Genomic DNA, 17,350 nt, shown 5'->3' with positions numbered 1-17,350 from the left:
TACCGATCCCGTCCGGACGGCTGTTCCACCGGCCGGTGTGGTCGTCCCGTGCCGGGCGCTTGGGCCGACGGGCCCCTCTCGGGGATGCTTGCGCGGTGAACGAGACCGGCGCCTACACGCTGAGGGAACTGCAACGGCTGCGACCCGCCGTGCGCGACGACGTCCTGCGCGTCGTGGAACACGTCGTGAGCGACCTGCCCGCCCGCTGGCGGCGCCGCACGGGCGTGCCGCGGCTCCTGGTGTTCCTGGACGGTCCGCAGGACGTGCGGACGGAGGAGGTCACCTTCCGGGACCTGTCCCGGCACGGGTTCCTCGACGAGTTCAGCCGCTGGGCCTCGGGCGTGCCCGTGGCCAAGGCCCGGGAACACGGCTGTGCCGCGCTGGTGTTCGGGGACCGCGTCCATGCACGGATCAACCGGATCGGCCCGTTCGGATCGGCCTGGCACCTCCCGGACACGTGCGTCCACGTCATCACCGCCCACCGGGATCTGCGCATGAGCCCGTCCTTCTCCTTCCCCTTCGACGTCGAGGGCCGGCTCGTCCCGCGGCTCGTCTTCCCCGAGTGGGTGCGCGACACCCTCGCCCGCGCCCGGCAGGGCTGAGCGGGGCGCGCAGCGCGGGAACGAATCGATCGTGATCCGGCGTCGGCCCCGGCGCCGCCGTCATTGAGGCGGGTCTGCCACAGGTCGCGGAGCAGCGCGATCTCGGCCATGTGGTGGATGAACTCCAGGTCGGATCCCGCCAGCACGGAGACGAACGGACAGTCGGCGTCGTTGCGGTACGGGTACCGGGAGAAGCCGACCGTGTCGATCTGCTCCTCGGTGACGGTGGCGACACTGTCGCTCCGGCGGTCGATCAGCGCCCGGAACCGCTCGAGTGCCGGGTCGGGGGAGGGCGTGAAATCGACGAGCTGTTTCGGCTCCCGCCGCCGTTTCACGAAGGTCCACTCCCATCCGCCCGCGCAGTGGAAGTGCGGATGCCCCGGCCGCCACGCGATGGACGTGACCGGCGTCGTGTCGGGTTCCGGCGCACCGGTGTGGCGGAAGGCCGAGCAGCACACCCGGACGGTCGGTCCGCACGCCCTCGTCCTCCATGCCCGGCCCCCTCCGCGGTCGCGTCGCGCACGCACCGCGCACAGGCGGAAGCAAACGGTTCACCTCACGGGCGCGACCGATTTCCCCGACCCCGAAACCGGGGCGGCGGCGCCCCCGTCACCCCACGGGTTCCGGCGCCGCAGCCCGCACCGCGGCGACGGGCCGCGGTCCCGGGCTCGCGCCGCAGGTGGGAGGATGGTCCGCATGGACATCCGGCGAAGGAACAACGTCACGGTCACCGGTCCAGCCGACGCGCCGGTGCTGGTACTGGCGCACGGGTTCGGATGTGACCAGAACATGTGGCGCCTGGTCGTGCCGACGCTGGCCGCGAGGTACCGGGTGGTCCTGTTCGACTACGTGGGCTGCGGCGGTTCGCACCTGCCGTCCTGGAGCCAGGAGCGGTACTCCTCGCTGGACGGCTACGCCCAGGACGTCGTCGACGTCTGCGAGACGCTGGACCTGGAGCGAGCGGTGTTCGTCGGGCACTCGGTCAGCGCCATGATCGGCGTACTGGCGGCCCAGGCCGCACCCGAGCGCATCGGGGCACTGGTCATGGTGGCTCCCTCGCCCTGCTACATCGACGACGACGCCTACCGCGGCGGCTTCACCGCACAGGACATCGACGAGCTGCTGGCCTCCCTGGAGTCGAACTACCTGGGATGGTCCTCCGCCATGGCCCCGGTGATCATGGGCAATCCGGAGCGGCCGGAGCTGGGCCAGGAGCTGACCAACAGCTTCTGCGCCACCGACCCCGACATCGCCCGTGTCTTCGCCCGCACCACGTTCCTGTCCGACAGCCGCGCCGACCTGAAGAACGTCACCGTGCCGACCCTGGTGCTGGAGTGCGCCCAAGACGCCATCGCGCCCCGTGAGGTCGGCGCCTTCGTGCACGCCGCGATCCCCTCGTCCGACCTGGTCACGCTCGACGCGACGGGCCACTGCCCGCAGCTGAGCGCACCGCAGGCCACCGCCGGGGCGATCCTCGACTTCCTGGAGCGCCAGGCGTGATGTGCCGCACCGACGGCGTGCCCGAGCCACCCGGGACGGGTGACGGAGGGGCCACGGACGCGGCCTTCACCGCCCTGCTCGAGGACAGCGCCGAGGAACTGTACGAGTCGGCGCCCTGCGGCTACCTGTCCACCCTGATGGACGGCACCGTCGCCAAGGTCAACACCACCCTGTTGACCTGGCTCGGTCTGGAGCGGGCGGCCGTCGTGGGGCGCACACACTTCGCCGACCTGCTGACGGTCGGCGGCAAGCTGTACCACGAGACGCACTTCGCGCCCCTGCTGCGCATGCAGGGCGAGCTGCGCGGCATCGCCCTGGAGATGAGGAAGGCCGACGGGGGCCGGCTGCCCGTCCTCGTCTCCTCCGTGGTCAAGCACGGCAGCGAGGGCGAGCCCCTGCTGATCCGCACCACCGTCTTCGACGCCTCGGACCGGCGCAGCTACGAAGAGGAGCTGCTGCGCCGCCGCCAGGAGGCCGAACGGGCCCGCGCCGAAGCCGAACGGGCGCACGCGGAGGCGGAGAGCGCCAGGCGGCAGGCCGAGGCCGACCGGCAACGGCTGGCCGACGCGCTCGCGGTGCTGCAGCAGTCCCTCCTGCCCGACACGCTGCCGGACGTGCCCGGACTGCAGACGGCCGTCCACTACCACACGGCCTCTCCCGACCAGCTCGGCGGCGACTTCTACGACCTGTTCCCCGTCGACGGCGGCCGGTGGGCCTTCTTCCTCGGCGACGTGTGCGGCAAGGGCCCCCAGGCCGCCGCCCTCACCTCCCTGACCCGCTACACCCTGCGGGCCGCCGCCCACCACGACCCCGAGCCCGAAGCCGCGCTGACCACGCTGAACGCCGTCCTGCACGACCGGTACACGGCCGACGGGGACCCGCGTTACTGCACCTGCGTCTTCGGCGTCGTGGAACCCGCGGACGACGACGGTCATGCGACCGTCCGCCTGGCCTCCGGCGGCCACCCCTCGGCGCTGATCCTGCGGGCCGACGGCCGAGCCGAGTACCTGCCCACCCCGGGAGGCCTGCTGGTCGGCGTCCTGCCCACCGCGCCCTTCACCACGGCCGTGACCACCCTGGCGCCCGGCGACACCCTGCTCCTCTACACCGACGGACTCACCGAGGCCCGCACCGGCCCCACCCGCGACGGCCTGTACGGCGAGGACGCCCTGCTCGCCTTCGCCGCCGACCACGCGCCCGCCGCACCCTCCACGGTGATCACCGCGCTGACCGGGCTGCTCGAAGGGTTCGGCGACGGCCTCACCGACGACACCGCCCTGCTCGCAATCGGCGTCCCCGCCGAACCGTCCCCCGCCCGCCCGAGGCCGAACGACCCGCGATGACCCCGCTGAACATCACCCGGAGCGACGCCGCCACCGGCCCCGTCCTGTACGTCGTCGGAGAACTCGACCACACCCAGGCCGCCGCCCTGCGCCGGCGGGTCGACGACCTGGTCCTGAGACCGGGTCAGTGCCTCACCCTCGACCTGTCCGGCCTCGCCTTCTGCGACTCCACCGGCATCACCGCCCTGCTGGCCGCACGCCAGCGCGCCCAGGCCGCTGACGCCGACATCGTCCTGGCCGCCGTCCCCCCGCCCCTCCTGCGCATCCTCACGATCGTCGGCCTCGACCAGGTCTTCACCCTGCGGCCCGGCAGGGTGGACTCCTAGGGGGCCGTCCTCGAGGCGTGGGTCTTCGCCCGGGTGCTCAGCGGGGACGCACAGGGCCGTCCAGACGTCCCGTCGACAGCGAGGTGCTCCCGTCGCGAGGCGTTCCCGGGCGGCGGGTGCTTCATGATCGGTCCGCTCGGAGCGCGTTGTCACCCTCGGCGGCGCGGCACGGGTCGAGGCCTCCGGGCGGCTCGGGAGCGCGATCCCGTCCGAGCGGATCCAGGAGGCCTCGTCGTCGAGAGGTGCCGCCCGGCCCGGCACTCCCGCCCGCTGTCCGTCCGTCAGGCGGACTGCTCCTGCGCCTGCTCCTGCTCCCCCTTCTGCTCCTGCGCGGCAGTCGCGACAGGGGCGTCGGAGGCGGTGTAGAAGACCGACGTGCCCTGCTTGGTGCGCTGGGCATGGTTCTTGGCCACCAGCCCCTCGAGGGTCGTGCGCACGACGGTCGTCTTGATACCCCGATCGGGATGCTGCTGACCCAGTGACTGGGCGACCTCGGCGGCGGAGCGCGGTTCGTTCTGGCCGGCCAGGTGCTCGCGGACCAGGGAGACCAGCGACGGCTGAGCCGGCTCGGCGGCCGTCGACGGGGTGGCCTTCGCCCTGCCGGCGGCCCTGCCTGCTCCCTTGCTCGCCGTCTTCGCTGTTGCCTTGCCCGATGCCTTGCCCGATGCCTTGTCCGCTGTCTTGGCGGCCGTCTTGCCGGCTGTCGTGCCGGCCGTCTTGCGCGCCGCCGGGGTCGACTTCCTGGACTTCGTCCGCTGAGCGCTGTCCGCCGCGGGTGCGGTCTTCTTGCGGGGAGCGGGCACGGCCGCGACCGGTTCGGCGGGGGCGGACTCGACACCGAGGGCCTGCTGGACGTTCAGCAGGACCGTGCGGTCCTGCTCCAGAGTCGCCAACTGCTCCTGCAGCGCGGCGATCTCACCGCCGATACGTTCCTGCTCCTTGAGGTTGCGCTCCAGGTCACCGGCGACCTGGGCGGCGTACTGGGAGGTCACCCCGTTTGATTCGGTCGTGGTGTCAGACATGATCCTCACGCTCCTTCATGGCCCTCACGCGCTACGGGCCGGGAGCCCGCGCCTGGAACCGGACGCGGCACCCTTTCACCTGGTGCAGCGGCCGTCAGCAGTTACTGCTGCCCTGCCGTGTCGTAGTGATACTACGGATGGGCCATGGTTGTTCCTCTTATGGCGGGAGAAAACCCGTTGCAGTGAACAGGTCCGATCGGCCCATGAGCCAGGAAGAAAGGGCTCCGCCACCCCGAGAGGCGGCGGTCGCCTTCATCTCGTTCCCGCGACGAGCAGCGTCGGCATCGCCATTGGCTGCGGCTTCTGCTTCTGCTTCGGCGAGGGACTTACGAGCCGTCCGCCCGCACGGCGTACACATACCGCGTGCCGTCGTATTCACTCAGGTTCCAGATCACGGACTCGGTGAACGCCCAGCCGGAGGCCTCGTTGCTGTGGAAGCTCAGGTCCTCGCAGCCGATGGCCAGGTCGCACACGGTGGTCGCGGTGTTGGCGCCGGAGGTGAAGGTGCGCAGTGCGCCCTTGCCGGAACGGCCGTCGCTCACCGACAGGTAGTGCTTGCTGGTGCGGGAGACCACGCCCTGAATGGCCTGCTGGCTGACGCTGACTGCCTCTGAGGCGGTGAGGGAGGCGGGCTGGCGGGTCGTGTAGTCGAGGTTCCAGCGGACTACCTTGGGGGCGGTGACGCTGCCCTGGCCCGTGCCGTTGAAGTCGCCGTCGCCGTAGTTGACGGTACCGGCCGGCGAGTACTCGCTGATCACGAAGCTGTCGGGCGAGCTGGCCCGGTCCAGTCCGATCGTCGAGTAGCGCAGGTAGGTTCCGGCGTTGTCATAGGCGTGGCTCTGCGGCAGGACGTACGCGTAGCTGTAGCCGTAGTACTTGCCGTCGGTGTGCAGACCGCAGACGTCTCCCTCGGCGGTGTCGACCTGGAAGATGTTGCGCAGGTCGAACACCCGGAGTCCCTTGAAGGTGTCGACGACGTAGAGCAGGTCGCCGTACCACATGATGCCGCCGGCGTGCCGCTGGATGGGCTTGAAGGAGTAGGCCCCCGAACCGGTCCTGACGGGTTCGACGAGCAGCACGTGCCGGTACTTCGGGGCGGCGGCGTTGTTGTAGTCGACGAACGTCAGTCGGATGCCCTTGTCGAGCGGGTACTCGAGCTCGGGGTCGGAGTCGGTGTTGGACTCGAAGTACCAGGAGACGAGGACGACCTTGTTGCTGCCGCCCGCCGGGTACAGGCCGTTGCCGTAGGCGTCGGCACTGGTCGTGACGCCCTGCGGGATCCAGTAGTCGACCGTGTTGTCGCCGCTCTCCCAGGCGAAACCGGTCTGGAACGCCTCCACCGTGCTGGGGGCGGCGGTGAGACGCTGGGCGCTGCGGTTGGCGGAGGCGAGGACGGTCGCCACGTCCACCGTCGGGAGTACGCCCGCCAGACCTGCCGTCAGAGCGGCGAACGTGCCGTAACTGTTGGAGGACCTGCTGGTCAGGCTGAACTGGCCGGCGTCGATGGTCGCCGCGTGTGCGGTGCCGGGCGCCAGGACAGCGCCCCCGGCCGCGATCAGGGGTGCGGCGGCCACGCCCTTGAGGATTGCTCTGCGCGTCATGGTCATGACGCGCAAAACTAGACGGAGCTGATCACTCCGCACAAGCCGGGACCGACCGCCCGTCGCCCCTCCTCGAGCCGACCACCTGCCGCCTGCGTCGGAACTCGCCTCCGGGGAATGGGACTTCGGTCGCGACCGGTCAGGAACGGCCCGTGGACGATGATCTCGCGGAGGCTCTGTGCGCGGACCCCGTGGCGGGAGCCGAGACGGGCCACCGGTGCGGCCCGCCGGTACGGCACCTTCGGTCCCGAGGTGTCGGTGCCGTCCACACGCCGTCGTTCGGCCGGGTGCTCGGGTCGATGGGCGCTACCCGTCTGGTTGACGGCCCACCTGACCCTTCTCCCACACCTGCGGTCCCCGAACCTCCCCTCGAACGACGGAGTCGACGGCGCCCGGTGCGGGCCGGGCCCCGGCGACGTCCGGGTCGGAAGGCGAGGCCAGAGGGAGGGGTCAGAGAGAGGTCAGAGGGAGAGGCCAGGGGAGAGATCAGAGGGAGAGGTCGCCGAGGCCGGGGTGGTCGTCGGGGCGGCGGCCCAGCGGCCAGTGGAACCTGCGCTCCGCCTCGGTGATCGGGAGGGTGTTGATCGAGGCGTGACGGGTGTGCATCAGGCCGTACTCGTCGAACTCCCAGTTCTCGTTGCCGTAGGAGCGGTACCAGGTGCCGGCGTCATCGCGGTGCTCGTAGGCGAAGCGCACGGCGATGCGGTTGCCGTCGTGGGCCCACAGCTCTTTGATCAGCCGGTAGTCGAGTTCGGTGTTCCACTTGCGGGTGAGCAGCGCGACGATCTCCTCCCTCCCGGTGGCGAACTCCGCGCGGTTGCGCCAGCGCGAGTCGACCGTGTAGGCCGACGACACCTTCCGCGGGTCACGGGAGTTCCACGCGTCCTCGGCGAGCCGGACCTTCTTGACGGCGGCCTCCCGGCTGAACGGCGGTAGGGGCGGGCGGGTCGTGTCCTTCATGGCAGCTCCTCAACGGACCCCGAACGGGGAGGAGAACGATCGTTCTCGGTATGTCCTGTAGACTAGAGAACGATGGTTCTCCATGCAAGGGGCAGGTAAGAAGGCAGGGATGCTGGGTCATGAGGCGGCGGAGGAGCAGGTGCTCGAGGCGGCCGAGAAGCTGTTCTACGCGCGAGGCATCCAGGCCGTGGGAATGGACGCGGTGCGCAACTCCTCCGGGGTGTCCCTCAAGCGTCTGTACCGCCTGTTCCCCTCCAAGGAGGCCCTCGTGCTGGCGTTCCTGCGGCGGCGGGACGCACAGTGGCGTCGAGCCCTCGCCGACCACGTCGAGGGGCGCGCCACACCCGACGAACAGGTCGTCGCCGTGTTCGAGTGGCTGCACGAGTGGTTCTCCGAGCCGGACTTCCGCGGATGCGCCTTCATCAACTCCTTCGGCGAGCTGGGCGGCGTGTCGGCCGACGTCGCCGAGCAGGTGCGGCACCACAAGAACGCCTTCCGCGACTACCTCACCGGACTCGTGACGGCCTCCGGGCGGCCCGCCGAACTGGCCGACCACCTCGCTCTGCTGGCCGAAGGAGCGATCACCACCGCGGCGATCTCCGGCAGTCCCGAGCCGGCGAACCGGGCACGCGACGCGGCGCGTCTGCTCATGCGCGCCTCGAGCCGGGCGACGTAGCCGCGGAACCGCCCGCGGCGAGTCGGCCGGTGGCCGCGCGGGTAGGGTCCGGGGCATGCACCCGGTCGACCGGTCCAGCGCACGTCTACGGCTTCGCGAACTCACCGGCGAGGATGTGGACGCGGTGTTCGCCGTCTACGGCAGCCCGCAGGCGACGGAGCACCTGTCGTTCGAGCCGCGCACCCGTGCACAGGTGAGGGACATCGTGGCCGGGGCGGCGGCCTCAGCCGCCGTCACGCCGCGCACGGAGTACGCCCTCGCCGTCGTCCAACGCGACACGTCCGACGTGATCGGGTTCGGCCGTCTCGCGCTCGACCCCCACCAACAGCGCGGAGCCACCATGGGCTTCGCACTGCTTCCGCGGGTGTGGGGACGCGGACACGGCGTGGAAACGGTGCGACTTCTCCTCGGCCTGGGCTTCGACGGCCTGGGCCTTCACAGGGTGTGGGGCGCCAGGTCGCCCCTCAACGAAGCGTCCGCCAGGACCATGGCCGCCGTCGGCATGGTGGAGGAGGGCGTGATCCGCGAGCACGTCCTCAAGGCCGGCCGGTGGCGGGACTCGGTGGTGCACGCGATGCTCGATCGGGAGTGGCGTTCGGCAGGACGCAACTGACCCGCCGGCCGGAATCCCGACGCGGCGGACGCGCGTGCGGTCTCCTCCCGTCGGGGTTGCCTCCCGTCGGGGTCGCCTCCCGTGCGGCGACAGCCGTCGCCCGCCCGCTCGGGAGAGGGCGACGACCACTGTGCACCGCGGCGTGCAGGGGGACCCGACGCGGAGTCCGGCAGCTCAGAGCCCCGGGTGATGTCAGTGCCGTCCGTCATGATCGGAGGCATGAACGAGATCGCCACGGTTGTGTCCCCCACTCCCCGCAGGTGGAGCGGCTTGGCCGCGTCCGCCGCCCTGCAGGGCCTCGTCGGGGCCTCCGGCAGCTGGAACGAGGACTCCTTCGCCGACATCCGCCGCTTCGGCAGCTACGTCGAGGGCAGTTGGGCACCCGAGCCCGGCGCACGGGAGGTCCGTCCCCCCGCGGCGGGCAGCTGGACGGAACTCATAGGCCGTCCCGGCGCTCTCGCACTGCGCGCCGCCGCCCCCGCCACCCGGCCGGAGCGCCGCGACGTGCTGCTCGACTTCCTGGAGATGTGGGCCCGGACGCCCTTCGTCGACCCGGCCTACCGCTTCCGCCTGGGCCGGCTCGCCGGAACGACCTCGTTCACCGTCCGCGACCACCGCGGCGCCTCCTTCGGGCTGCACCTGCCGGCCGCCCGCACGACGCGCTACCTCGAGGTGCTGCTCCCCGGCAGCGAGACCGCCCCGCGCCCGGAGGAACCGCTGTACGTCGCGGACTGCCCACGCGGTTGGGGAACCCGGGAGCAATTGCTGCGCCTGGTGGAACTCGTCCGCGAGCGCGGTCCGGTCGCCTGGGACGCGGACGCGGTCCTGGCCCTGAGCGAGGCGACCGGGCTCAGCCGTCCCGCCGCCGCCCTCGTCCTGGCCGGCAATCCCGGTACGGGCGGCTACTACCAGCCCTTCCTCGACGACCACGAACGCGCCGCGTTCGGCTTCAAGGTGGGCGAACTCGAGTCGGCACGCGCCGAGTTGTCGATGCTGGACGACGGCGAGCGGCTCACCCTGCTCGCCGACGTGATGCCCGCGGACCCCGCGGACCTGTGGGAGCCCGGCGGCCTCGCCCGTGTCGCGCAGCGCACCGCCGCGGCCTGGGCGCAGCAGCACGGCAACCGCCCCCACGCGCCGTGGAGCACCTGGCAGGCCGCGGTCGCCCTGGAGACCCGGATGCCGGCCACCCACCTGTGCCACCTGCTCCTCGACCCGGCCGACGCCACCCTGCCGCCGGGCTTCTACCTGCGGGTGTGGCCCTGCCCGGCCGAGCACCGCCACCTGCGCACCGCGTGGGACGTCATGGGCGACTACGACGCCACGACCGTCGCGGACGCCGTCTTCACCGCCCTTCCGTGGGCGTACGCGGACCTTCCCGCCGGTGACCCCGTCCGCTCCGGGGCACCGGAGGCCGTCCGCCACCTGCGCAAGGTGCTGGCCGGCCGCGACTCACCGGCCCGCGTCCTGCGCTCGGGCCTGATCCGCGGCAGCTCGGGGAGCCGACGCTGGGACTGGCTGACCGACGGCACCTGTGACCGTGTCATGGCCCGGATCACCGCCGACGACCTGCCTCCCGGCCGCTACGAATCCGACCCGCGGGCCTGCGTCCCCGACCTGGTCACCGACGTCGCCGCCACCCTCGGCCTGTCCGAGGACGCCGCAGCCCTCCACCTCCAGCTCCTGCTGCTCCCGGTGCCGTCGGACCGCAACGTGCGGCGCTGGAACGGCTGGACGGCGGCCCGCCACAAGGCGGCCGCGGCGGAACTGGTGGCAGGAGGCCTGGTGGTGGAGGACCGCCGTGCCCGCGCGGGCCGCAGCCTCTTCCTGCCCGGTCCGTGGGCCCACGCCAAGAAGCCGCTGCCGCCGATGGAAACCTGGAAAGCACCCCTGATCGACGCGCTACTGAGCGCCGACGGCAGCGAGGTGAGGGCCTTCGAACTGCTCCCGGGCACACTTCCCGAGCTGTTCACCGAAGCATGGCGCCGGGTCCGCAGCGGCGAAGGACCGGCGGCCTGACCCCGCGCCGAGCCCGGACGGGGCGCGACGACCCGCAACTGCTTCGAGGACTCCGAGGACGTCCTGGACACCTTCTACACCGACGTGGCCGGCTACTGGCAGGTCAGCGGCAACACCTTCGACAACGTGACCTGGTCCGGTCCCGGCAGCGAGAACCACCCGGCGGGCCCGAACCCGCAGTCCGACACGGCCGTCGGCAACCCGTACTCCTACGGCCTCGACTCGGCCGGCTGCGTGCCGGGCATCGTGAGCCGGACGGCGGGCGCCAACAAGGGCCTGAGTGTTTCGGACGGCACGTGCTGACACGGCGACGGCCACCGTCGGCCCGTTGGGCGAGACGGTCACACGGAACGGCCGGGGCTCATCGCGAGCCCCGGCCGTTCCGTGTGACCGTGCCCCCCGAGTGCGCTGTGACACCCACGGCGGACCAGGGCACGGTCGTCGGCCAACCGGACGCGGCGGGGCTCGGTTCGGGCATCGCCTCCGCCGACCGGAGCGCGGCCCGAGCGCCTTGGGAGTGCCACGGGAGTGTGACGGGACGGGACGGGAGCACGGTCCGGGCGGACGGCAGAGCCGGGGGAGCGCCGTGGGCCTGCCAGGTGACTGCCGTGGGCAGACATTCACCGGGAGAGCCGCCGGAAAAGGACTCGTACGCCCCTCAGCGGTGAGGACGGTGAGAGTCGCCGGGAAGGAGAAGCCGTGCCCCAGCCCGACGACGAGCGTCTGGTCGATCTCGCAGCACGACTCGCGCACGACGACCCCCGTTTCGCCCGAGCCCTGGCGACCGGACGCCCCACCGGGCCCCGTGAGTACCGACGCACCCGCGACTGGTGGGTGCTGGGCACAGGGGTGGTTCTGCTGGTGGCCGGGATCGCCCTGTCCGACGGTTTGCTCATCGCCACCGGGCTGGCCCTCAGTGGCATCGCCGTGCAACTGCTCGACCCGGACCGGACGCGCCCACCGCACCGCGGACCGCGGCCGCACTGACCCGGCCGCGCTGACCCGGCCGCGCGGGAAGTGGCGGCCAGTCAGGCGGGGGAGACCCTCAACTCGCCGCCGTCGCAACGACGTCCCGTGCGGCGAACCACCAGCCGGCGAGTCCCACCGGCGTGCACCCGCTCCACACCACTGTGCGAACTTCTATGCGAGTAGAGGTTTGGGGGTGCGCTAGAATCCTTTACCGAGCTCTTACGCTCCGGTGAGCGCTGTTTCGCTCAGTCGTTGGATCGTGATGTGTCCGGCCCCGGGCCGGCGTGATGGGGGGCGTGAGATGGGCCGAGTCGTGCGCGTCCGCGTCCACAACGCCGCCCGTGACAGCGTTCCCGATACCGACGGCGCCGGTGTGAGCGGCCGCGCCCGGCGTTGATCCGTCCCCGGCGCTGATCCGCCCCGGCGCGACCCCCGCCCGCTCCGGCGGCCGGCACCGGAATCCCGCGGCCGACACTGCGTCACCTCGTCATCCGCTCCCGTCCCGGCCTGCGTCAGCGTGATGAGGCCACCGTCCCACCCGGTATCCGACGGAACGGCCCCGGGCCGCGCCGATCGGCCACCTCCCTGACCCGACCGCACCGCGCGCCGCCCCACACCGCGAAGACATCCCGCGGCAACCGGCCCGACCGGACGACCGACCACCCGCACCCGCCCCCACGGCACGCCCGCCGCCGGCACCCAGCACCCGCCGTCGGAGCACCCGCAACGGCACAGACGCCGCCGCCGAACCGATCAACGGAGGTCAGACGCCCGTGCACGACACCACCGCCATGCTCATAGAACTAGGGGCGATCATCCTCGCCCTGGGACTGCTGGGACGCCTGGCCGGACGAGTGGGCTTCTCGCCCATACCCCTGTACCTGCTCGCCGGACTCGCCTTCGGTCAGGGCGGCATCCTGCCGCTCCAGGCCAGTGAGGGGTTCGTCGCCACCGGAGCCGAGATCGGCGTCATTCTCCTGCTGTTGCTGCTCGGACTGGAGTACAGCGCCTCTGAACTCGTCACCACCCTCAAGACCCAGTACCCCTCCGGCGCGGTCGACTTCGTCCTCAACGCGGCCCCCGGGGCGGTGATGGCGCTGCTGCTCGGCTGGGGCCCGGTGGCCGCCGTCGCGCTGGCCGGCGTCACCTGGATCTCCTCCTCCGGCGTGATCGCCAAGGTGCTCGGCGACCTGCGCAGGCTCGGCAACCGCGAGACACCGGTCGTGCTCGGTGTGCTGGTTCTGGAGGACCTGGCCATGGCCCTGTACCTGCCGATCCTCACCGCCCTGCTCGCCGGGGTGAGTCTGGCGGGCGGTGCGGTCACGCTGCTCATCTCGCTGGGCACCGTCGGCGCCGTGCTGTACGTGGCTCTGCGCCACGGCCGACTGGTCAGCCGCGCGGTCTCCTCGGACAACGCCGAGACACTCCTGCTGGCCGTCCTCGGACTGACCCTCCTCGTCGCCGGTGTCGCGCAGCAGTTGCAGGTCTCCGCCGCCGTGGGCGCCTTCCTGGTGGGCATCGCCCTGTCGGGCGAGGTCGCCGAGGGCGCCAGCAATCTCCTCACCCCGCTGCGGGACCTGTTCGCCGCGGTGTTCTTCGTCTTCTTCGGCCTGCACACCGATCCCGCGGACATCCCGCCTGTGCTGGCTCCCGCGCTCGCCCTGGCCACCGTCACCACGCTGACGAAGATCGCCACCGGTTACTGGGCCGCCCGCCGCTCGGGCATCTCCTCCCAGGGCCGCTGGCGGGCGGGCGGCACGCTGGTGGCGCGCGGAGAGTTCTCCATCGTCATCGCCGGACTGGCCGTCGGCGTCGAACCGCGCATCGGCCCGCTGGCCACCGCCTACGTCCTGATCCTGGTCGTCCTCGGCCCGCTCGCCGCCCGGTGGACCGAACCCCTGGCCCGCCACCTCACCCGCCGTCGGGCGCCCACGTCGTCTGCCGCCGCCGCGGCGACCGATCCCGCCAAGGAAGCGGCGCACGCGAACGGCTGAGGGGCCGTTGCACTGTGCCCGCCTGGGCCGCGCGGCCTGTTACCCCATCTCGCCGCGTTGCCGGAGAGCCCTCGTAGCGGAGCTACCAGGGCTCTCCGGCGCCTTGCGATGCACGACACCGCACCACGCGGCCTGATCAGGCGCTCATAGTGCAGGGACCCCTGAGCCCGACCGCCGGCCCGGACGGCGCCCCCGCAGGCGCGGTGACCGGGACGACCGCAGAGGCGCGCTCCGGGTCACTCCCGCCCGAGGATCGCCGCGGCGGCGTCGACGCCCTCGCGCGTGCCGATCACGATCAGGACGTCCCCGCCGGCCAGCCGGAAGTCCGGCCCCGGGGAAGGGATCGCCTCGGCGCGCCGCAGTACCGCCACGATCGACACACCGGTCTCCGTACGCATCCGGGTCTCGCCCAGCAGTCGGCCGTTCCAGTGCGAAGTCCCCGACAGCTCGACCCGCTCCGCGACCAGTCCCAGCGCGGTCGTCGACAGCAGGTTCGGACTGTGGTGCGCGGGCATCAGGGCGTCGAGGAGGGTGGCCGCCTCGCCCGCGGTGAGTCGCACGGACAGCGCACAGGCGTCCGGGTCGTCCGCCCGGTAGGCGTTGAGGGTGCGGGAACCGTCCCGGTGGGCGACCACCGACAGCCGCCGCTGCTCCCGCGTGGTCAGGTCGTAGCGCACGCCGATCCCCGGCAACGGCGTACTGCTCATGCGCGCAGCGCCCACGGCTGTCCCCCTGTCCGATTCGAGTGTTTCTTCGAACTCTGTTTGATGACACCCTAACGAGCGGCCCGGGTTCGTCCGGCCGTCGCCCGTTCGTCTCCTCCCCGTCGGCCGGAGGACACGTCGCGTCCGGCTGCCGGCACCGAGGCCGCGGGGACCGGGCGGCGTGTGCCGCCTGCCGGACCGGACGCACCGGAAGGAAGCCGAGCATGATCGAGTGGGTTTCCCTCAGAGTCGGGGCCCGCCCCGTCCCCGGACTCGTGGCCACGCCGGTGGTATGGGCTGCGGCGTCCGGTGGGGCGTTGCTGCTGGTGGCACTCCTCAACACCCTCGTCGGGCCGGGGCGACCCTCACTCGCCCTGACCGTTCTGTCCCTGCTCGCAGCGCTGTCGGGACTGCGCGCCCACTTCGCCGCCGCCCCCGGCACTGCCGTGCTGTGCTGGCTGTTCCTCAACGGGTTCGCCATTCCGCCCGCGGGCACCCTCAGCTGGGCGGCGCACCGCGACGCGTTCTGGCTCACCTGCCTGTTCACCGCCGCCGTCCTGGGTACGGCCCTGGCACGCCTCCACCACGCCCGCGCCGCCTACCGACGGGTCACCGCGGGCCCGGGTGCCGCCGCACCCGGAGCGGTCCGCGCACCGCACGACCGCTGAACGCGCAGGGCGTCGCGAGCCGGGCTCCCTTCTGTTCGGAGCTTCGACTCACCGCGTGCGCGGCAGAGTCGTCGACACCGTGCGCGGCCCGGCCGCGGGTGCGACCGCGCCACGACCGGCGCGGGGCGCGTCGGCGGGATCGATCGCACCGGAGCGGACGGCTGGTCAACGCGCGCGGGCGATCCGCTCCACTCGCTCGTGGATGCCTTCCACATGGTGCTCGGACTCCGGCTTCATCAGGACGCTGCGCAGGATGCGCGCGCCGTCGGCGTCCGCGCCGATCTTCGGGTGGCGTGCGGTGAACGCCTCGCGGTCGGCCTTGAGGGTGCTCAGGAACACCGGATCGGCGCTCGCCATGCCGGCCGCCAGGACACGCGCCGAGGCCGCGTCGACGGCGCTCAGGGCGGCGGGGTCCACGACCGGGAAGTAGCTGACGATGTCCAACTCGGGAGGCTGGTAGAGCTCCAGGGTGTCGGACGCGGCGATCAGGTCCGCCCACTTCAGCGCGGCCCGCCGACCGGCCGCCAGGACACGGCCGAGCCCTTCGGGTGTGGGCGCGAGGAGTTGGAACGTGAGCCACAGAGCGGCGGCGGAGGCGCCGGCCCGGGAACACTCCAGGCTGATCTCGCCGAGGTGCAGCTCGGTGGAGGTGAAGTAGGTGTAGGGCGAGTCGTGGAGGTAGAAGCGTCCGACCCCGGGATCGCGGAAGAGGACGGCTCCGCAGCCGTAGGGCTGGAGTCCGTGCTTGTGGGGGTCGACGACGATCGAGTCGCAGCTCGCGATGGCCCGCCACGGCTCGGGCGCGAGCCCTTCGGGGCCGTCCGCTCCGGCGAGCAGGGTGAAGAAGCCGCCGTAGGCGGCGTCGACGTGCAGCCGGACACCGTAGCGCTCCTTCAGTGCCAGGGCCTCGTGGACGGGGTCGACGGCTCCCAGGCCGGTCGTTCCGGCGGTGAGGACGACCGTACCCACCTGACCGGTCCGCACAACGGCTTCGAGGGCGTCGAGGTCGAGGCGTCCGCGGTCGTCGGTGGGCACGGGGTGGCCCTTCACGCCGAGGACGTGGCACATGCGGCCGTGGGTGTAGTGGGCGTCGGCGCTGTAGGCCACGCCCAGGCCGGGGTGGAGCTCCCGGGCGACGAAGAGCGCTTCGAGGTTGGCGATGGTGCCGCTGGTGGTGAGGTGGCCGAGGTGGGTGTCGTAGCCGAACATCGTGGCGAGCTGCGCGACGGCCTCGCGTTCCATGCGGGCGGTGGCGGGGCCGCCGTCGAGGGCGTGGTTGTTGGGGTTGATCAGCATCGTCGTGAGGTAGCCGACCACGGCGGCCGGATGCGGCGGCTTGAGCATCTGACCCGCGTAGTGCGGGTGGAAGAACGGGTAGTTGTCCGTCAGCCGTCCGGTGAACTCCTCGAAGACGGCGGCGAAACGGTCGTCCTCCACGAGGAGCGACGGGTGCCGCTCGTAGGGCCCGAAACCGCCGGCCCACTTCTCTATGGCGTCGGCTGCCTGACCGAGCCAGTGCTGCAGGTCCATGGGCTTCCCTTCTCAGGTTCTGCGGTGTGGTGACTCGCACAGCATAGAGTTTCATTGACTGCTCAGCAATTGACTGCTCAGTAATTGAGGTCTCGGTAAATGATCCGGCAGTAAGATCGAGGCGTCGAGGTCCGGACGGGGCCGAGGCGCGGACGAGAGGAGACGGACCGGTGGATGCCGCCACTCGGCAGGGCGACCAGGGAGACCGGGCAGCAAGGGCTGCGCGTGACCAGGCCGCCGGCGCCGCGCGTGACCGGGCAGACGAGGCCGCCCGCGCCGCGCATGCGCAGGAAGACCAGGAAGACCAGGGCGGCCGACAGGACCAGGGCGCCCAGGCCGCGCGTGCCGCCAACAGTCGACGCGTCCATGACTTCGGTCTGCTGATCAAGGCCGCCACCCGGCTGGGCCAGCGGATCGACACCGCCCTGCGGCAGGAGTGCGGGGTCAGCCACACGATGTTCGAGGTCCTGATCCGGCTCTGCCGGAACCCCGACGAGCAGGTCTCGCAGCGCACGCTGGCCGACGACCTCACCCTGACCAGCGGTGGCATCACCCGTCTGATCGACCGCATGGAAGAGGCCGGTCTCGTCCGCCGCGTGCCGTCACCCGAGGACCGCAGAAGCGTTCTGGTCGAACCGACGGATCAGGGCCGCGCCGCGTTCCTCCGCGCCGCGGCCGTGCACACCCGGGTCGTCGAGCGGTACTTCGTCGCACCGGTGGCCGACGACGACTACGGGCGGCTGACCAGCTCGCTCCACGAGATCAACAAGGCGCTGCGCGACGGGTGACCGCCGTCGGTGCGGCCACGAGGGCGGCTGCCGGA

General features: G+C 71.9%; 16 protein-coding genes and 2 pseudogenes. 12 read left to right on the top strand and 6 right to left on the bottom strand.

Annotated elements, in window-relative coordinates:
- Window positions 1-95: 95 nt before the first annotated feature.
- Complete coding sequence (locus ACZ4YY_RS13455; protein ID WP_468288590.1) at window positions 96-602, top strand: hypothetical protein; 507 nt, start codon at window positions 96-98, stop codon at window positions 600-602.
- Window positions 603-670: 68 nt separating this feature from the next.
- On the opposite strand, the pseudogene ACZ4YY_RS13450 reads toward ACZ4YY_RS13455, so the two are convergent.
- Window positions 671-1,039: pseudogene (locus ACZ4YY_RS13450) on the bottom strand (DinB family protein); the annotation flags it as partial.
- Window positions 1,040-1,298: 259 nt separating this feature from the next.
- Here ACZ4YY_RS13450 and ACZ4YY_RS13445 point away from each other — a divergent pair.
- Genes ACZ4YY_RS13445 through ACZ4YY_RS13435 form a run of 3 tightly spaced genes read left to right on the top strand, consistent with a single transcriptional unit; the run spans window position 1,299 to window position 3,771 of the window.
- Complete coding sequence (locus ACZ4YY_RS13445) at window positions 1,299-2,102, top strand: alpha/beta fold hydrolase (RefSeq protein ID WP_468288138.1); 804 nt, start codon at window positions 1,299-1,301, stop codon at window positions 2,100-2,102.
- Window positions 2,102-3,445: a PP2C family protein-serine/threonine phosphatase gene (locus ACZ4YY_RS13440; RefSeq protein ID WP_468288135.1), complete on the top strand. Its 1,344-nt coding sequence runs from the start codon at window positions 2,102-2,104 to the stop codon at window positions 3,443-3,445. Before ACZ4YY_RS13445 ends, ACZ4YY_RS13440 begins: the two co-directional genes overlap by 1 nt.
- Window positions 3,442-3,771: an STAS domain-containing protein gene (locus ACZ4YY_RS13435; protein WP_468288132.1), complete on the top strand. Its 330-nt coding sequence runs from the start codon at window positions 3,442-3,444 to the stop codon at window positions 3,769-3,771. The genes ACZ4YY_RS13440 and ACZ4YY_RS13435 overlap by 4 nt, the downstream gene beginning before the upstream one ends.
- Window positions 3,772-4,052: 281 nt before the next feature.
- Here the strand turns inward: ACZ4YY_RS13435 and ACZ4YY_RS13430 are convergent, their stop codons facing one another.
- The 3 genes from ACZ4YY_RS13430 to ACZ4YY_RS13420 all read right to left on the bottom strand — a co-directional run bounded on the left by ACZ4YY_RS13430 (window position 4,053) and on the right by ACZ4YY_RS13420 (window position 7,354).
- Complete coding sequence (locus ACZ4YY_RS13430; RefSeq protein WP_468288129.1) at window positions 4,053-4,793, bottom strand: hypothetical protein; 741 nt, start codon at window positions 4,791-4,793, stop codon at window positions 4,053-4,055.
- A 326-nt stretch (window positions 4,794-5,119) separates the two neighbouring features.
- Window positions 5,120-6,394 (bottom strand): hypothetical protein, encoded by a 1,275-nt coding sequence (locus ACZ4YY_RS13425; protein WP_468288126.1) that lies wholly within the window; start codon window positions 6,392-6,394, stop codon window positions 5,120-5,122.
- A 486-nt stretch (window positions 6,395-6,880) separates the two neighbouring features.
- On the bottom strand, window positions 6,881-7,354 hold the full coding sequence (locus ACZ4YY_RS13420) for a nuclear transport factor 2 family protein (protein ID WP_468288124.1): 474 nt from the start codon (window positions 7,352-7,354) through the stop codon (window positions 6,881-6,883).
- Window positions 7,355-7,463: 109 nt separating this feature from the next.
- Between ACZ4YY_RS13420 and ACZ4YY_RS13415 the strand changes: the two genes are divergently transcribed.
- From ACZ4YY_RS13415 to ACZ4YY_RS13390, 6 genes and pseudogenes are all read left to right on the top strand, one after another.
- A complete protein-coding gene (locus tag ACZ4YY_RS13415) occupies window positions 7,464-8,030 on the top strand; it encodes a TetR/AcrR family transcriptional regulator (RefSeq protein WP_468288121.1) in 567 nt (188 codons plus the stop codon).
- A 55-nt stretch (window positions 8,031-8,085) separates the two neighbouring features.
- Complete coding sequence (locus ACZ4YY_RS13410; RefSeq protein ID WP_468288118.1) at window positions 8,086-8,643, top strand: GNAT family N-acetyltransferase; 558 nt, start codon at window positions 8,086-8,088, stop codon at window positions 8,641-8,643.
- 219 nt (window positions 8,644-8,862) lie between these two features.
- Entirely contained in the window at window positions 8,863-10,662 is a 1,800-nt protein-coding gene (locus ACZ4YY_RS13405) for a hypothetical protein (RefSeq protein ID WP_468288115.1), read from the top strand.
- Between the two features lie 36 nt (window positions 10,663-10,698).
- Window positions 10,699-10,962: pseudogene (locus ACZ4YY_RS13400) on the top strand (pectate lyase); the annotation flags it as partial.
- Between the two features lie 399 nt (window positions 10,963-11,361).
- Window positions 11,362-11,649, top strand: a complete 288-nt coding sequence (locus ACZ4YY_RS13395) for a DUF3040 domain-containing protein (RefSeq protein ID WP_468288113.1) — start codon at window positions 11,362-11,364, stop codon at window positions 11,647-11,649.
- A gap of 755 nt (window positions 11,650-12,404) precedes the next feature.
- Window positions 12,405-13,625 carry a cation:proton antiporter gene (locus tag ACZ4YY_RS13390; protein WP_468288110.1) on the top strand — a complete coding sequence of 407 codons (1,221 nt, stop codon included), beginning with the start codon at window positions 12,405-12,407 and terminating at the stop codon, window positions 13,623-13,625.
- Between the two features lie 236 nt (window positions 13,626-13,861).
- Here ACZ4YY_RS13390 and ACZ4YY_RS13385 read toward each other — a convergent pair whose 3' ends face one another.
- Window positions 13,862-14,332 carry a cation:proton antiporter regulatory subunit gene (locus ACZ4YY_RS13385; RefSeq protein WP_468288107.1) on the bottom strand — a complete coding sequence of 157 codons (471 nt, stop codon included), beginning with the start codon at window positions 14,330-14,332 and terminating at the stop codon, window positions 13,862-13,864.
- A gap of 221 nt (window positions 14,333-14,553) precedes the next feature.
- On the opposite strand from ACZ4YY_RS13385, the gene ACZ4YY_RS13380 reads away from it, so the two are divergent.
- A complete protein-coding gene (locus tag ACZ4YY_RS13380; protein WP_468288104.1) occupies window positions 14,554-14,997 on the top strand; it encodes a hypothetical protein in 444 nt (147 codons plus the stop codon).
- Between the two features lie 165 nt (window positions 14,998-15,162).
- On the opposite strand, the gene ACZ4YY_RS13375 is transcribed toward ACZ4YY_RS13380, so the two are convergent.
- On the bottom strand, window positions 15,163-16,527 hold the full coding sequence (locus ACZ4YY_RS13375) for a pyridoxal phosphate-dependent decarboxylase family protein (RefSeq protein WP_468288101.1): 1,365 nt from the start codon (window positions 16,525-16,527) through the stop codon (window positions 15,163-15,165).
- A gap of 170 nt (window positions 16,528-16,697) precedes the next feature.
- On the opposite strand from ACZ4YY_RS13375, the gene ACZ4YY_RS13370 reads away from it, so the two are divergent.
- Entirely contained in the window at window positions 16,698-17,315 is a 618-nt protein-coding gene (locus ACZ4YY_RS13370; RefSeq protein WP_468288099.1) for a MarR family winged helix-turn-helix transcriptional regulator, read from the top strand.
- Window positions 17,316-17,350: the final 35 nt, after the last annotated feature.

This window comes from Streptomyces sp. NPDC030143 (assembly GCF_055573695.1).
This window is presented reverse-complemented; position numbering and strand designations above follow the sequence as displayed.

What these genes read in the sequence shown, in the direction of transcription:
- ACZ4YY_RS13385 (WP_468288107.1), bottom strand. Translation starts at nt 14,332, where the DNA reads ATGAGCAGTACGCCGTTGCCGGGGATCGGCGTGCGCTACGACCTGACC.
- ACZ4YY_RS13420 (WP_468288124.1), bottom strand. Translation starts at nt 7,354, where the DNA reads ATGAAGGACACGACCCGCCCGCCCCTACCGCCGTTCAGCCGGGAGGCC.
- ACZ4YY_RS13445 (WP_468288138.1), top strand. Translation starts at nt 1,299, where the DNA reads ATGGACATCCGGCGAAGGAACAACGTCACGGTCACCGGTCCAGCCGAC.
- ACZ4YY_RS13425 (WP_468288126.1), bottom strand. Translation starts at nt 6,394, where the DNA reads ATGACGCGCAGAGCAATCCTCAAGGGCGTGGCCGCCGCACCCCTGATC.
- ACZ4YY_RS13440 (WP_468288135.1), top strand. Translation starts at nt 2,102, where the DNA reads ATGTGCCGCACCGACGGCGTGCCCGAGCCACCCGGGACGGGTGACGGA.
- ACZ4YY_RS13375 (WP_468288101.1), bottom strand. Translation starts at nt 16,527, where the DNA reads ATGGACCTGCAGCACTGGCTCGGTCAGGCAGCCGACGCCATAGAGAAG.
- ACZ4YY_RS13430 (WP_468288129.1), bottom strand. Translation starts at nt 4,793, where the DNA reads ATGTCTGACACCACGACCGAATCAAACGGGGTGACCTCCCAGTACGCC.
- ACZ4YY_RS13435 (WP_468288132.1), top strand. Translation starts at nt 3,442, where the DNA reads ATGACCCCGCTGAACATCACCCGGAGCGACGCCGCCACCGGCCCCGTC.
- ACZ4YY_RS13415 (WP_468288121.1), top strand. Translation starts at nt 7,464, where the DNA reads ATGCTGGGTCATGAGGCGGCGGAGGAGCAGGTGCTCGAGGCGGCCGAG.
- ACZ4YY_RS13405 (WP_468288115.1), top strand. Translation starts at nt 8,863, where the DNA reads ATGAACGAGATCGCCACGGTTGTGTCCCCCACTCCCCGCAGGTGGAGC.
- ACZ4YY_RS13380 (WP_468288104.1), top strand. Translation starts at nt 14,554, where the DNA reads ATGATCGAGTGGGTTTCCCTCAGAGTCGGGGCCCGCCCCGTCCCCGGA.
- ACZ4YY_RS13410 (WP_468288118.1), top strand. Translation starts at nt 8,086, where the DNA reads ATGCACCCGGTCGACCGGTCCAGCGCACGTCTACGGCTTCGCGAACTC.